Raw genomic sequence first — 14,566 nt, 5'->3', positions numbered from 1 at the left:
GGCCTCGGACACGCCCACGTGACGGATCCCGCGCGACACATCCCGGAGGCAGGCACGAGGCCGGCGACCCGTCAGGACAGGGCCGCGGGGCCGCCCCTTCCGAAAACCGTCCCCACCCATGCGCGGCGCACCGTCGCGGCGCCTTTGCGCGTTGCCCCCACGCGTGATACTGGCGCTTGCCAACCCGACCACGCCGGCCGACCGGCGGCGCCGGTGTCTTCAAGCCCGTTCCGGAGTTGGCTCATGGCCCGTATCAGCGCAGATTCGATCATCGAGGGGCTGACCTTCGACGACGTGCTGCTGCGCCCCGCCGCGTCCTCGGTGATGCCGACCGAGGTCGACGTCGCCTCGCGGCTGACCCGCACGATCCACCTCAACCTGCCGATCATCGCCTCGGCGATGGACACGGTGACCGAAGCGCCGATGGCCATCGCCATGGCGCAGAACGGCGGGCTCGGGGTGATCCACCGCAACCTGGAGCCGGCCGAGCAGGCCGAGCAGGTCCGCCTCGTCAAGAAGTACGAGTCGGGCATGGTGCTCAATCCGATCACGATCCACCCCGACGAGACGCTGGCCGACGCCTTCGGGGTGATGAAGAAGAACCGGATCTCGGGCATCCCCGTGGTCGAGCGCGGCCCCAACGGCTCCCGCGGAAAGCTCGTCGGCATCCTGACGAACCGCGACGTGCGCTTCGCCACCAATCCCGGCCAGCCCGTCTCCGAACTGATGACCCGCGACCGGCTCATCACCGTGCGCGAGGGCGTGACCCAGGACGAGGCCAAGCGGCTGCTGCACCAGTTCCGCATCGAGAAGCTGCTCGTCGTCGACGACCATTACCGCTGCATCGGCCTCATCACGGTCAAGGACATCGAGAAGCAGGTCACCTATCCGAACGCCGTCAAGGACGAGCAGGGCCGGCTCCGGGTCGCCGCCGCGACGACGACGGGCGACAGCGGCTTCGAGCGCGCCGAGCGCCTGATCGATGCGGGCTGCGACGTGGTCGTGGTCGACACCGCCCACGGCCATTCCCGCAAGGTGCTCGACAGCGTCGCACGGGTGAAGCAGCTCTCCAACGCCGTGCAGATCATCGCCGGCAACGTCGCCACCGCCGAAGGCGCCCGGGCGCTTATCGACGCGGGGGCCGACGCGATCAAGGTCGGCATCGGCCCGGGCTCGATCTGCACCACCCGCATCGTCGCGGGCGTCGGCGTGCCCCAGCTCACCGCGCTGCTGGAGGCGGTCGAGGCGGCCCACGGCGCGGACGTGCCGGTGATCGCCGACGGCGGCATCAAGTTTTCCGGGGACCTCGCCAAGGCGATCGCGGCCGGCGCTTCGGTGGCGATGCTCGGCTCTCTGCTCGCCGGCACCGACGAGGCGCCGGGCGAGGTGTTCCTCTACCAAGGCCGCTCCTACAAGAGCTACCGCGGGATGGGGTCGGTCGGCGCCATGGCCCGCGGCTCGGCCGATCGCTACTTCCAGGCGGAGGTGAGCGACACCCACAAGCTCGTGCCCGAGGGCATCGAGGGGCAGGTGCCCTACAAGGGTCCGGTCGCGGCGGTGCTGCACCAGCTCGCCGGCGGCCTGCGCGCCGCCATGGGCTATGTCGGCGCCGCCACGGTGCCGGAGTTCCAGGAGCGGGCGCAGTTCGTGCGCATCACCAATGCGGGCCTGCGCGAGAGCCACGTCCACGACGTGACCATCACCCGCGAGAGCCCGAACTACCCGAGCCGGGCGTAACCCGCGACCCGCGATGCCGGGCGTCGTCGCTGCCCGGATGCGCGGGCGGCAGGACCACGCAACGCCGCCGCGCCGCGAAGGGCCGTCCTACGGCTTCGCGGTGACGGGCGTCTCCGCCTCGACCTGCCGCTCCATGGCGGCCGCGAAGGCTTCCGGCGAGAGTTCGATGAAGCGGCGGAGGGCCAGCTGGAACTCCGGCTCCTTGTCGGCGGGAGGGCAGCGGAACCCCTTCGCCTGCAATTGGCTCCGCACGGTCGTCTCGAAGGCGGCCATCTCGGGCTGAAGCGCCGCCAACCGGTCCTCGACCGCGGCGCGCTGCCGGGGCGTGGCGGTGACGCGGCAATCCCGAAGGACGCGCTGGAGGACGAGGCCGACCGCGTAGGCCGCCATCCGAGGACGCGGCGGCAGGGCGGGCGTGGCCACCGCGGCGGCGGGCGGCCCCCCGGGAGACAGCGCCGGGGCCCCGGCGTCGCAGCGGCGCAGGGCTTCGTAGCCGGCACCGAAGCCGGCAATCTCGAAATCCGCGTCGCCGTCGTCGAAGCGCAGGACCAATGTCCGGGCCGCGAGCAGATCCGGGACCAGGGCTTCGGGAAGGCGCGCCCGCAGGGTCGTGCCGTCGCCGCGCCACGCGATACTGGCCGTCACGGCCCGACCGTCGAGCGAGAGCGGAAGCGCGAGGACCGCCCCCCTGTCGAAGGCCCAGCCCTGATAGACGAGGACCAGCACGGCCCTGTCGCCGTCGCGGGCGAAGATCACCGCGTTGGCGGCGTTCCCGTCCTCCTTGTCCGTATAGGCGTGGGTCATCAGGCAGGGATTGGCGCCCGTCTCGCCGACCGTGCGCTCGACCACCCAGCCCCGCACCGTCTCGAACGGCGTCCGCTGCGCGGCCCCGGCCGGTGCCCCGGGCAGGGTCGCGGCGATCGTGGCCGCCAGGAGCAGGGATCGGCGCACCGGAGGTCTCCATGGGCGGCGGACCCACATTGTCCGGGGCCGAGCCGAGCTTAGCCTGCGGCCGCGCGGCGCCAAGGCATCGCCGAAGGCTGTCAACCTGTTTCGCCGGTGCGATCGCGCCGACGCGGGCGACTCACGGCTTCGGGGCGGCGCTCGCGGCCCGCGCGGCGGAGGCCTTGTCCATGGCGGCGGCGAACTCGTCGGGCCCGAGATCGACGAACAGGGTCAGGGCCTCCTTGAACTCGGCCTCCTCGGCGGCCTTGGGGCAGCCGATCGAGGCTTTCTTCGCTTCCGCCCGGAGGCGATCCTCGATCGGCGCCATCTCGGGTTTCAGGGCGGCCATCCGGGCCTCGAGAGCCGCGCGCTGCTTGCCCGTGGTGCTGACCTCGCAGTCGGCGACCGCGGTCTGGAGCGTCAATCCCATGATGTAGGCCGCGATGCGCTCCTTGGACGGGAGCGCCGGCGCGGCCGCGACGCCGGGCTTCGGGGCCGCGCTGCAGCGCCGCAGCGACTCGTAGCCGGCCGCGAAATGCGGAATGTTGAAATCCGCGTCGCCATCCTCGAAGCGCAGGATGATCCGCTTGGCGGCGAGCAGGTCGGGCACGATCGAGTCCGGGAGCTGCGCGGTCAGCACCTTGCCGTCGCCCACCCATTGGCTCTTGGCCTTGATGAGTTTCTTGTCGAGGTAGAGCGGGACGGTCCGGGTCTCGTCCTTGTCGTAGCTCCAGCCCTGATAGACCAGCGCGAGCACCGCCTTGTTGCCGTCGAGCGCGAAGACGATCGCGTTGGTGGCGTTGTTGTCGTCCTCGTCCTCGTAGACATGCGTCATCAGGCAGGAATCGGCGCTAGTGTCGCCGACCACGCGCTCGACCTGCCAGCCCTTCACCGTCTCGAAGGGCTGGCGCGGCCCGGCCGAGGCCGGCGACACCCAGATCGAAAACAGGCCGGCCGCCAGCCATGAGATCGCGAACCTGCGCACGTGTCGACTCCCGGTCATCCAGGTTTCGCCGGTGCGGAATGCAGGGGCCATCTGGTGCAACCAAGTTAGCCGTCGTATTCGACCGTCGCCAGCGGAGTCAGGCTCCGGCGCGCCCCGCGCCCCCAGTCTTGCACAGGGGCGGCGTGTGCGCCGATGCTCCGCGGCGGACGTGAGGCAGTGAGGAACGGACGATGCGAATTCTCGTTGTGGGCGCCGGGGCGACGGGCGGCTATTTCGGCGCGCGACTGGCCGAGATCGGGCGCGACGTGACCTTCCTGGTGCGCCCGGCCCGGGCCGAACGGCTCGCTCGCGACGGGCTTGTGGTCAAGAGCCCGGTCGGCGACATCCGGATCGACCAGCCGCGGACCGTGACAGCGGACGCGCTGGCGCAGGCCGGCCCGTTCGATCTCGTGATCCTCTCGGCCAAGGCCTACGACCTCGACGCCGCCGTGGCCGATCTCGCCGCCGGCATCGGCCCGGACACGATGGTGCTGCCGATCCTCAACGGCCTGCGCCATCTCGACGTCCTCGACGCCGCCTTCGGCCCCGAGAAGGTGCTCGGGGGAACCTGCGCCATCGTGGCGACGCTGACGCCGGCCGGCGAGATCCGCCAGATGAACGAGCTGCACACCTTCACCTACGGCGAGCGCGACGGCACCCGCTCGGCGCGCGTGGCGGCCGTCGAGGCGCAAATGGAGGGCGTGCGCTTCCAGGCCCGCGCCTCCGATAAGATCCTGCTCGAGATGTGGGAGAAGTGGGTGTTCCTGGCGACGCTCGCCGGATCGACCACCCTGATGCGCGCCACCATCGGCGACATCGTCGCCGCGCCCGGCGGTCGGGATTTCATCGAGGGCCTGCTGGACGAGTGCCAGGCGGTGGCCGAGGCCAACGGTCAGGGCTCGCGGGAGAAGGTGCTGGCCGGCGCCCGCAAGACCCTGACGACGGAGGGGTCCGCCATGACCGCCTCGATGCTGCGCGACATCGAGGCCGGCGCCCGCATCGAGGCCGACCATATCGTCGGCGACCTGATCGCGCGCGGGCGCAAGGCCGGCGTCGCGACGCCGATCCTGGACCGGGTCTTCACGGGCCTGAAGGCCTATCAGAGCCGCAAGGCCCGCGAGGCGGCCTGAACGGCGGCCGCGCGCGGCGCCTCAGTAGCGGCCGGGCGGCGGCGGGGGCGGGCTGCCGTATTCGAGATCGGTCTTGGCGTCGGGCCGGCGGGCCGGAGGCGGCGTCGGATCGAGGCTGGGCGCCGCCGGCGCGGTCGAGCAGGCGGCGGTCAGCGCGAACAGGGCGGCGCTCGCGGCAAGGCGTAGGGTGGGCATCGGCATCCTCTTCACGGAGCCCCGCCCGCGTTCGCGGACAGGACCATCGTGCCGTTGTGAGGGGGCAACACGCCGGAAGCTCGACCGTATCGTGGCGGCGCTTCGATGGAAGCGTGGCCGCACGGCGGCATGGTTGACAGAGTCGGAGGGGTCGGACGCGCGCAGGACCGATCGATGATCGTCGCGCGAGCGACGATCGGCCCCCTCCGTCGCTGCCTGATGTTCCGTTCCGCCCGGTCGCCTTCAACATCGGGCTTGCTTCCGCGGGCCAGGGGCCGGCAATGCGGGGCGACACGAACCCGCGCAACGCCTTGCATCGACCACGGAGCCGATCCTGACCCCTTCCGCCCGCCTCTCCGCCGCCATCGAGATCCTCGACGACATCGGGGCGCGCCGCCGCCCGGCCGCCGACGCGCTCAAGGATTGGGGCCTCGCCCACCGCTTCGCCGGCTCCGGCGACCGGGCCGCCATCGCCAGCCTCGTCTATGACGGGCTGCGGCGGCGCGCCTCCGCCACCTGGATCATGGGCGCCGAGACCGGCCGCGCCCTGGTGATCGGCATGCTCCGCCTGCAGCGGGGGCTCGCCGAGTCGACCATTTCCAGCCTGTTCGACGGCGCCCGCTTTGCCCCCCCTCCCCTCACGGAGGAGGAGCGGACGCGGCTGACGACCGGCAGCCTCGCCGACGCGCCGCCCGAGGTCGCGGGCGACGCCCCGGCCTTCGTGATGCCCGCGCTCAGCGCCACCTTGGGCGATTCCCTGCTGGAGGAGTTGCGGGCGCTCGCCCGCCGCGCGCCCCTCGATCTGCGCGCCAACACCCTGCGCCAGAGCCGCGACGCGGTGGCCGAATCCCTGGCGGATGTCGGGGCGGAGCCGACGCCGCTGTCGCCCCTCGGCCTGCGTGTCCCGATCGGCGAGGACGGGCGGGGGCCGGCGCTCCACGTCGATCCGCTCTTCCTGGAGGGCGGCTTCGAGATTCAGGACGAGGGATCCCAGCTCGCGAGCCTGCTCGCGGGCGCCCAGGCCGGCGAGACCGTGGTCGATCTCTGCGCGGGCGGCGGCGGCAAGGCGCTGGCGCTGGCCTGCCTCACCGACAACGGCGCCCGCCTCATCGCCACCGACGCCGATCCGCGCCGCCTCGCGCCGATCCATGAGCGGCTGCGCCGCTCCGGGGCGGCGGTGGAGGTCCGCACGCCGCGCGTCGGAAAAGCCCGCGCCGACGTGCTGGCCGATCTCGACGGCACCGTCGACCGGGTGCTGGTGGACGCGCCCTGCACCGGCTCGGGCACATGGCGCCGCAACCCCGACGCCAAGTGGCGCCTGCGGCCGGGCAGCCTCGCCACCCGGGTCGCCGAGCAGGCGGAGGTGCTCGACCGCGCCGCCCGGCTGGTGCGGCCGGGGGGCACCCTGGTCTACGTCACCTGCTCGCTGCTCGGCGAAGAGAACGACGCGGCCGTGGACGGGCTCCTCCAGCGCAGCGGCGGCGCGATCGCGGCGGTCGCTACCGACCTCTCGGTCGCCCCGGGCCTGTCCGAAAAAGTCCGGCGGACGGACCGCGGGATCCAGATGAGCCCCGCTTTGACCGGCACCGACGGCTTCTATGTCGCGACGCTGACACGCAAAACATAGACGCGCGACGGATCGGTGGGGCGCCTTCGCCGTTGACGGCCTGACGGCGGGCGGGTCGGTGGCACGATCCACAATGGCGCCCGCGCCAACGGGACGGTTCGATGCGGGCGAGGCACCTCCAATGACGCTGCACCGGCGCGCCCTGCTCGCCGGCACGGCGGCGGCCCTGACCGGGGCCGAGCGGGCGCGGGCGCAGGCGCCCCTTCAACAACGGGCGCCCGTGCGGGTCTCCGACGACATCGTGCAGCCGCTGCCGCATTCGGCCCCCGGCTCCGACCTCGAGGTCATCGATCTCTGGCCCGACCATCCGCCGGGCGGGGGCGGCCCCTACCGCTCCGAGTATCGCTTCGACGAGACCTTGACCGGCGTCATCACCGGCGTCGCGCGGCCCTGCCTCCTCGTCATCCGCCCGGAGCGCCCGAACGGCGCCGCCGTCGTGGTCGCGGCGGGCGGCGGCTACCGGCGCATCGACATCGGCAACGAGGGGCTGCCGGTCGGCCAATGGCTCGCCCGGGGCGGCCTCACGGCCTTCGTCCTGATCTACCGCCTGCCGGTCGAGGGCTGGCGCGACGGGGCCGACGCGCCCCGGCAGGACGCGCAGCGGGCCATGCGCCTCGTGCGTTGGCGGGCGGATGCCTACGGCCTCGATCCCGACCGGGTCGGCGTGCTCGGCTTCTCGGCGGGCGGCCACCTGATGGGCACGACCGCGACCGATGCCGAGCAGGACCTCTACGACGACATCGACGAGGCCGACGGGCTGAGCGCCCGGCCGAGCTTCGCCGGACTGATCTACCCGATCGTCACCATGCGGGCGCCCTACGACCGCACCATCTCGAGCCGCAAGGTGCTCGTCGGCGACGACCCGCCCGATGCGCGGCGCCGGGCCTATTCGGTGGAGGTGCAGGTCAATGCCCGCACTCCGCCGGTCTTCCTCGTCCAGGCCTCGGACGACCGGATCGCGGTGACGGACCACCCGCTGCTGATGCACGCGGCCCTGCGCGCCGCCGGGGTCCCGACCGAGATGCACCTGTTCGAGCGCGGCGGCCACGGCTTCGGCCTCGGTGTCCCCGGCAGTCCGGCGGCGGCCTGGCCGACCCTGTTCATGGCCTGGATGCGCGGCCACGGCATGCTGCGCGTCTGACAGCCGAGGGTCGCTCCCGACCCGGTGCCGGGATGGGCGCCGCGCGATGGCGCGCGGCGCCGCCTCACGCCACTTGGCGCCGCCTCACGCCACTTGGCGCCGCCTCACGCCACTTGGCGCCGCCTCATTCGGCTTGGCGTCGCGTCACCGTCGTGCGGTTCGGCTCGACCTCGGCCTTGTTCTGATAGAGCGGGACGATCGCCCTGAGCCAGCCGCGGGTCTCGCGGCCGCCGTAGTTCCGCTCCACCACGTCGCGGGTGACGTAGGCCTGGAGGTTCACCGGTCCGAAATTGTAGCCGACCAGCCCCCCGACCGCGATCTGGCCCTGCGGCCGATAGCCGGCGACGCCGGTCGGCAGGTCGGTGGACGCGAAGGCCACGGGTCCGACCTGCCACTTGCCGAACTTCTTCGTCACCGTCAGGTCGAGGTTGAGGTAGTCGGGATAGAGGGTGCCCGACGGCGAGCGGGTCTCGAGGAAGAGGCCGTAGAGAAGGTTGGCGGTGATGTTCCAGTCGTTGCCGGTGTAGCTCACCGCGAAACGGTGGCTCAGCGAGGCCGATTGCGTGAGGAAGCGCGTCTCGATCGGCAGGTAGCCGCCGAACAGGTAACTGACGCCGACATCGTGGCCGAGGTCCCAGGCGAGCTGGGCGGCGAGCAGGGTCTGGCCGATGCCGCTCTGATAGGGCGCGCGCTGCACGCTGGAGGCCACGACCGGCTGGGTGACGAAGAACTGCAGCCGGGCATTCAGGACGTTCCAGGGCGTCGCCCAGGCGAAGGTCGGCAGATTGACGTTGCTCTCCGAATCCCGCGGCAGGGTCTCGCGCAGGCCGAAGCTCGACGTGTTGACGAAGTAGAGACCGACCGGAAGCTGCGCGCCCACCGGAAGGCCGATGGTCTGCCCCGGCTGGGCCGCGGACCCGGCCAGCGCGGGCGCGGCCGTCAGGATGGTCAGGCCGGCGGTGAGGCCGAGGCGGATAGCGGAAAAAGGGTTCTTCACCGGACAGGACGCTCCGTCAGCGACGCGCGGATCGCGGCTCGCGACCCATTCCGTTGACGGGCGAAGGGACCGGTCCATTGCCGGCACGGCGAGGCATCGGCCGCGAACCCAGTCCCCCGTGGCAGGAAGGGCACAGCCCTGTCCGACCCTCAGCGCAGGCGCGGCTCCAGCAGCGGCAGCAGGAAGAACCCAACCAGGAACCCGCCGAGATGGGCATCCCAGGCGATCGGTCCGTCGGCGCCGCCGAGCGGCAGGGCGAGGAGGCCGAACAGCAGGTTGGTGACGAGCAGGACGGCGAGGAACAGCACCGCGGTGCGGTTGCGCATCAGCTCGGGGATGGACTGCAGGGGTGGGCGCGGCGGCAGCTGCCAGGGGGCGGCGGCGGGGAACGGCGGCGGAGGCTGGAACACGAAGCGGGCGGCGGCCGCCATCAGGGCCGAGATGCCGGCCGAGGCACCGACGAGCGGCATCGTGCTCAGCGGATCGATGAGGAGGTGCAGCACCGCACCCGCCACGATCCCGGCCAGTGCCAGGAGCCCGTACCGGAGCGCCCCGTAGCGGCGCGCCACCGGCGTGCCGAACACGGCGAGCCACACGCTGTTGAAGATCAGGTGCATCCACGAGCCGTGCAGCAGCCCGTAGCTGGCGAAGCTCCACGGCATCGCCTCGGGATCGGACACGAGATAGCGCGCGAATTCCCGCCGTGCCGCCGCGAGTTCGGGGGCGCCCGCCGCCTCGGAGGCCGCGCTGACGATCTCGGCGGCCCGGGCCGGGTCGAGGGCGGCGGTCCAGCGCGCCGGAATGAAGGCGAGGTGGAGAAGCAGCGACAGATCGAGGTCGTCCGGCAGCACGGCGCGCACGAGGTGGATCGCCGCCAGCACCGCGATCGAGGCGGTGACGATCCCCGGCATGTTGAAGACGGGTACGCGGCCCTGTCGCGGCAGGTCGGGAGAGACGTTCATCCCGCACCATGTCGGCGTGGGCGCCCGCCCCGCAAGGGCCTGCTGCGGAGAATCCAGGGCTCTTGCTGCGCGCGGGCCGCCGCTTCCTGCGGCACCGCCCTCGATCCCGCCAAGGCTCCGGCAGCACGGCGGTGCGGCAGGGCCGGGACCGCGCCCGCCGCGTTAAGGTTAAGAAAGGCTTTCACGGGCGCCGGCGAAGGCCGCGGCATAGGGTGTGCGCTGCCTCACCCGAGGCCGGCACGGAGCGAGTGAACCGTTCCGCCAAGACGCGAATCCGAGGTCCGTTTTGGGGCGGGCCGTATCGATGCGGAACATTATGAAGCATCCCACGAGCCGCCAGTTGCATGCCTATTGGGACCGCCTGCGGGGCGAACGCGCCGCTCCGGAGCGCGGCGAGATCGAGCCCGGCGCGATTCGCAATCTCCTCGCCGACAGTTTCATCCTGGAGATCGATCCGGTGTCGCGGACCGGTACGGTGCGGCTCGCGGGCACCCGCCTCTGCGCCCTGTTCGGGCGGGAGCTGCGGGGCACCGCCTTCGCCCACCTGTGGGGCGAGGCGGCGCGCGGGAGCGAGGCCGATCCGATGCGCCTCGTCGAGACGGTGACCGGCGACACCATCGGCATGGTGGCGGGACTGACCGGCGTCACCGCCCGGGACGAGACGATCGACCTCGAACTGATGCTCCTGCCCCTGCGCCATCGCGGCAAGACGCAGGCGCGCCTGATCGGGGCCTTGAGCCCCCATTGCATCCCGACCTGGCTCGGCACCCGCCCGGTCCTGCGGGTCGAGACGGTGTCGCAGCGGGTCCTCGACGCCCCCCTCCCCGATCCGATGGCGCGCGGCCTCCCCGAGGGCCTGCCCGAGCCCGCCAACGACCTGCGCCCGATCCGGTTCGGGCATCTCCTCGTCCACGAAGGGGGACGCAACGGGTCGTAATCGGCACCGGAGCGCAACTGGAAGGAGTTCAATCGTCGGAGGCAAGCCTTTCGTAACGGCCCTGGCGGTACTGATCGATTCGAGACGTCCGATCTCCGGGCCGCCGAATCAGCATGACCGAGCTCTCCCTGAGCGGGCCTCTCTCGCGCCCGCTCGCCGCCCGCACCCTCGACAAACGGCGCCACCAACGCGTGCGCACCGAGTTGCTCGGCCGCTACATGCTCTCGGACCGCCGGGAATATCCCTGCCAGACCGTGGACATGTCCCCGGGCGGCGTGCGCGTGACCTGCGCGGTGCTCGGCACCATCGGCGAACGCGTGGTGCTCTACCTCGAGCAGATCGGGCGGCTGGAGGGCGTGATCGTGCGCCACCCGCCGGCCGGCTTCGCGATTCAGTTGAACGCCACGCCACGCAAGCGCGAGAAGATCGCCTCCCAGCTCATGTGGCTCGCCAACCGCGAGAGCCTCGGGCTGCCCGAGGGGCGCACGCACGAGCGTCTCGTGCCGGTCAAGCCCGGCGTGGAGATCCGCCTGGAAAACGGACGGATCATCCCGGCGCGGGTCATCGACATCTCGATGTCGGGCGTGGCCCTGGCCACCGCGACCGCCCCGCCGATCGGCGCGAGCGTCATGGTCGGCTCGACCCCGAGCCGGGTCGTGCGCTACTTCGAGGGGGGCATCGGCGCCCAGTTCATGCTGCCGATCTCCCCCGACCGCTTCCACGAGGGCATCACGCTCTGAGCGGGCGCGGTCCGGCGCCCGCCGGCCTCCACCGTCCCGCTCCTTGCGTGTTCGAGCCTCGACCTTCGGCCGCCCGCCGCGCGGGGCCCGGGCCGACGCCCCCCCCGACACTTGCCTCCTGCGTGACTGAAGCCGGAGCGGCGTGGCCGCCTCCGCGCGATCGGGCCCGTCGTCCCCCCGTATCCCGTCCCCGGCCCCCGCCGCGGGTTTTTCCCAGGCGGCCCCCGCTCTGCCCGGAGCGGCGGCGGGCGCAACGCCCGGCCGGCGCGGGTGCCGGCCCGTCGCGCGACGGGCGGATGGTTTCCGCCCCGCTAATCCGATCCGGCGGATTTACACCAACCCCCTGATCCCCGGTTCGCCGTTTCCGCGCAGCGCCGGTCCGGGGGGGCGAATCGATAAAATTGCGCGCATCGGCTTCAGCGCGGCGGAGGGGGTGCGGCGACATCCTGGCTTCGTTCCAAGGACAGCTGCGATGCGCAACGCCGATACAGGACTACTCAGGACCGGGCTCCTCAAGAGCGGGATCCTGGCCACCCTCGCGCTCTGCGCCGGTCTGTTCGGGCCCGGCCCGGCGACGGCCCAGACCCTGGCGGCTCTGCCCGGCGTCAGCGCCGGACTCACCCCCGGCGCCGAGGCCCGCCCGATCCTGGCCTGGACCGACTTTTGCCAGTCCTACCCGGAGGAATGCGCGTTCGACCGCGCCGAGCCCACCCGCATCACCCTCACGCCGTCGGTCTGGTCCACCCTCGTGGCGGTCAACCGGCGCGTGAACCGGCTGATCCGACCGGTCACCGATCAGGAGCATTGGGGCCGTCCCGACCGCTGGGACCTCGCCGAGGACGGGGCGGGCGATTGCGAGGACTTCCAGTTGCTGAAGCGGCGCCTGCTGGCGGAGGCCGGCCTGCCCCGGCGCGCCATGCGGATGACGGTGGTGATCGACGAGAAGGGCGAGGGCCACGCCGTGCTCACCCTGATCACCGACCGGGGCGATTACATCCTCGACAACAAGACCAGCGCCGTGACGGCGTGGCACGAGACCGGCTACGTCTTCATCAAGCGCGAGGGCCAGGACAGCCAGGCCTGGGTCTCGCTCGGCGGCGCGACCTCTCCGATCGTCACCGCCAACCGGTAAGACATTCCGGTGTGGCCGGTTTGCCAGCCGATCACCGGATGTCTCGCTTCGGCACGGGAATGGGACCTCGCGCCTTCACCTTTCCTTCATTTGCATATTGAGCCGGATGCGAGCCCGTGCAAGCTTTGCCATTACACGAGGGCGGCAGGACGGTCGGCCATGCGGTACGCGGTGCTTCGGGACGTCGGCGACGGTTCGACGGCCCTGCGCGGGTCGGTGGCGCAGCGCCTGCGCCGGACCGCCCACCTCTCCCTCCTCGGGGCGACCCTGCTGCTCGGCGGCGCCACCACCCAGGCCCAGACCGTCGCATCCCTTCCCGAGGCTGGCACCGCCGCCGACCAGGGCGCGCCGGCCCGGCCCGTGGCCGCCTGGAACGAGTTCTGCACCCGCCACCCGACTGAGTGCGCCGTCGACACCAGCGAGCCCGCTCTCGTCGCCCTCACCCCCGCCGTGTGGCAGACGCTGGCCACGGTGAACCGCCGGGTCAATGCCCGCATCAAGCCGATCACCGACGCGGCTCATTGGGGGGTCGTCGACCGCTGGGACTTCCCCGACGACGGCTTCGGCGATTGCGAGGACATCCAGCTCCTCAAGCGCCGGATGCTGATCGAGCGGCGTCTTCCCCGTCGGGCCCTGCGCATGACCGTGGTGATCGATGAGATCGGCGAGGGCCACGCCGTGCTCATGGTCCGCACCGACCGGGGCGACCTGATCCTCGACAACAAGACCAACGCGGTCCTGCCCTGGCAGCGCACCGGCTATTCCTTCGTCAAGCGCGAGGGACAGGACGGGCGGGCCTGGGTGACGCTCAACAACGGCGCCTCGCCGGTCACGACAGCGAACCGCTGACACGGCCGGGCGTCGGGCAGTATCGAAGCGCGGGCAAAGCGGCTATCGATCGGGCTCCAGGGTCCGAGCGGCCCGGCCTTCGGCAGCCTGACCTATCGCATGCGCGCGCTTCCCGAGGACGTCGTCCTGGCGGCCCTGCCGCTGCCCTCCCTCGTCCTCGCGACCGCGGAGGCCGGCCTGGTCGTCGCCGCCGCGAACCCGCCCTTTCTCGCCTTGACGGGGCTCCCGGGGGATGCGCTCGCCGGACGGCCTTTCGCCTCGCTCGAATGCCGCCACGCCGACCATGCCGGCTGGACCACCCTGCGGGACGCCCTCGGGCGCGGCGAGGGCGTGCAGGTCGAATTGCTCCTCGCCCGGGCGGACGGCGCCTCGTTCTGGGGCGAGACCTTTGCGGCTCCGATGCCGGGGGCCGCGGGCCGCTTCCTCGTCCAGATCGTCGACGCGACCCGGCGCCGGGAGGCGGAAGGGGCGCTGGCCCTGTCGCGGCAGCGGGAGGCGCTGGGGCTCCTCACCAACAGCGTCGCGCACGAGTTCAACAATTTCCTCCAGATCCTGATCGGCTACATCGACGGCCTGAAGCGCCGTCTCGGCGACCGGCCCGAGCCGTTCATCCAGCGGGCGGTCACCCGTTCGACGGAGGCCTCCGAACGCGCCGCCGCGCTGACGCGCCAGCTGCTGGCCCATTCCCGCCGCATCGCGCCGGATCTGCGCCCGGTCGATCTCGGCGCGGCGGTGGAGACGGCGCTGACCGGCCTGCGCCCGGGCTTGCCGCCCGGCATTCGCCTCGACCTGACGGTGCCGGAGGGACTACCGGCGGCCCTGTGCAATCCGACCCAGGTCGAGCTGGCGCTCGCCCACATCCTGGCCAATGCCTGCGAGGCGATGGCGGGCGAGGGCCGCATCAGCCTCGTGCTTTCCATGGTCGAGCCCGGGGACCGCACCCTGCAGCGCCCCGAGGCCGGCGCCGTCGTCCTCACGGTGACGGATACCGGCCACGGACTGACGCCGGAGATGCAGTCGCGGGCGCTCGCCCCCTTCGCCACCACCCGGGAGGCCGGGCGCGGGGCAGGGCTCGCCATCGTCCACGGGCTGATGAAGCGGCAGAACGGAACCATCTCGATCGACAGCCGCCCCGGCGAGGGCGCGACCGTCCGTCTCGTCTTCCCGGCCGCGGGCTGAACGGATGGAC

At 72.2% G+C, this 14,566-nt stretch carries 14 protein-coding genes; 9 read left to right on the top strand and 5 right to left on the bottom strand.

Features of this window, described 5'->3' with window-relative positions; translation table 11 throughout:
- Positions 1 to 243 precede the first annotated feature (243 nt).
- Positions 244 to 1,737 (top strand): IMP dehydrogenase, encoded by a 1,494-nt coding sequence (gene guaB / locus LW587_RS07980; RefSeq protein ID WP_232629056.1) that lies wholly within the window; start codon positions 244 to 246, stop codon positions 1,735 to 1,737.
- An 87-nt stretch (positions 1,738 to 1,824) separates the two neighbouring features.
- On the opposite strand, the gene LW587_RS07975 is transcribed toward guaB, so the two are convergent.
- Positions 1,825 to 2,688, bottom strand: coding sequence for a hypothetical protein (locus tag LW587_RS07975; RefSeq protein ID WP_232629055.1), 864 nt, complete (start codon positions 2,686 to 2,688; stop codon positions 1,825 to 1,827).
- Positions 2,689 to 2,821: 133 nt separating this feature from the next.
- Positions 2,822 to 3,667, bottom strand: coding sequence for a hypothetical protein (locus LW587_RS07970; protein WP_232629054.1), 846 nt, complete (start codon positions 3,665 to 3,667; stop codon positions 2,822 to 2,824).
- A gap of 191 nt (positions 3,668 to 3,858) precedes the next feature.
- On the opposite strand from LW587_RS07970, the gene panE reads away from it, so the two are divergent.
- Entirely contained in the window at positions 3,859 to 4,797 is a 939-nt protein-coding gene (panE, locus tag LW587_RS07965; protein WP_232629053.1) for a 2-dehydropantoate 2-reductase, read from the top strand.
- A gap of 21 nt (positions 4,798 to 4,818) precedes the next feature.
- Here the strand turns inward: panE and LW587_RS07960 are convergent, their stop codons facing one another.
- Complete coding sequence (locus tag LW587_RS07960) at positions 4,819 to 4,992, bottom strand: hypothetical protein (RefSeq protein WP_232629052.1); 174 nt, start codon at positions 4,990 to 4,992, stop codon at positions 4,819 to 4,821.
- A 334-nt stretch (positions 4,993 to 5,326) separates the two neighbouring features.
- Between LW587_RS07960 and LW587_RS07955 the strand changes: the two genes are divergently transcribed.
- On the top strand, positions 5,327 to 6,619 hold the full coding sequence (locus LW587_RS07955) for an RsmB/NOP family class I SAM-dependent RNA methyltransferase (RefSeq protein WP_232629093.1): 1,293 nt from the start codon (positions 5,327 to 5,329) through the stop codon (positions 6,617 to 6,619).
- A gap of 121 nt (positions 6,620 to 6,740) precedes the next feature.
- Positions 6,741 to 7,760 carry an alpha/beta hydrolase gene (locus tag LW587_RS07950; RefSeq protein WP_232629051.1) on the top strand — a complete coding sequence of 340 codons (1,020 nt, stop codon included), beginning with the start codon at positions 6,741 to 6,743 and terminating at the stop codon, positions 7,758 to 7,760.
- Between the two features lie 124 nt (positions 7,761 to 7,884).
- Here LW587_RS07950 and LW587_RS07945 read toward each other — a convergent pair whose 3' ends face one another.
- Positions 7,885 to 8,757, bottom strand: coding sequence for a transporter (locus LW587_RS07945; RefSeq protein ID WP_232629050.1), 873 nt, complete (start codon positions 8,755 to 8,757; stop codon positions 7,885 to 7,887).
- Positions 8,758 to 8,906: 149 nt separating this feature from the next.
- Complete coding sequence (locus tag LW587_RS07940; protein ID WP_232629049.1) at positions 8,907 to 9,719, bottom strand: rhomboid family intramembrane serine protease; 813 nt, start codon at positions 9,717 to 9,719, stop codon at positions 8,907 to 8,909.
- 316 nt (positions 9,720 to 10,035) lie between these two features.
- Here LW587_RS07940 and LW587_RS07935 point away from each other — a divergent pair, with 316 nt between their 5' ends.
- From LW587_RS07935 to LW587_RS07915, 5 genes are all read left to right on the top strand, one after another.
- Complete coding sequence (locus tag LW587_RS07935; RefSeq protein WP_232629048.1) at positions 10,036 to 10,656, top strand: PAS domain-containing protein; 621 nt, start codon at positions 10,036 to 10,038, stop codon at positions 10,654 to 10,656.
- 113 nt (positions 10,657 to 10,769) lie between these two features.
- Positions 10,770 to 11,396 carry a PilZ domain-containing protein gene (locus tag LW587_RS07930; RefSeq protein WP_232629047.1) on the top strand — a complete coding sequence of 209 codons (627 nt, stop codon included), beginning with the start codon at positions 10,770 to 10,772 and terminating at the stop codon, positions 11,394 to 11,396.
- A gap of 472 nt (positions 11,397 to 11,868) precedes the next feature.
- Positions 11,869 to 12,528, top strand: coding sequence for a transglutaminase-like cysteine peptidase (locus tag LW587_RS07925; protein ID WP_232629046.1), 660 nt, complete (start codon positions 11,869 to 11,871; stop codon positions 12,526 to 12,528).
- 159 nt (positions 12,529 to 12,687) lie between these two features.
- Positions 12,688 to 13,377 carry a transglutaminase-like cysteine peptidase gene (locus LW587_RS07920; protein WP_232629045.1) on the top strand — a complete coding sequence of 230 codons (690 nt, stop codon included), beginning with the start codon at positions 12,688 to 12,690 and terminating at the stop codon, positions 13,375 to 13,377.
- A 99-nt stretch (positions 13,378 to 13,476) separates the two neighbouring features.
- The gene (locus LW587_RS07915; protein WP_232629044.1) at positions 13,477 to 14,556 is read left to right on the top strand and encodes a two-component system sensor histidine kinase NtrB; all 1,080 of its coding nucleotides are present in this window, start codon (positions 13,477 to 13,479) and stop codon (positions 14,554 to 14,556) included.
- Positions 14,557 to 14,566 lie beyond the last annotated feature (10 nt).

The sequence above is a fragment of the Methylobacterium sp. Leaf118 genome, from assembly GCF_920984675.1.
Taxonomy (GTDB): Bacteria; Pseudomonadota; Alphaproteobacteria; order Rhizobiales; family Beijerinckiaceae; genus Methylobacterium.
Note: the sequence above shows the minus strand (reverse complement) of the source record. Positions and strands in the feature narration are given on the sequence as shown.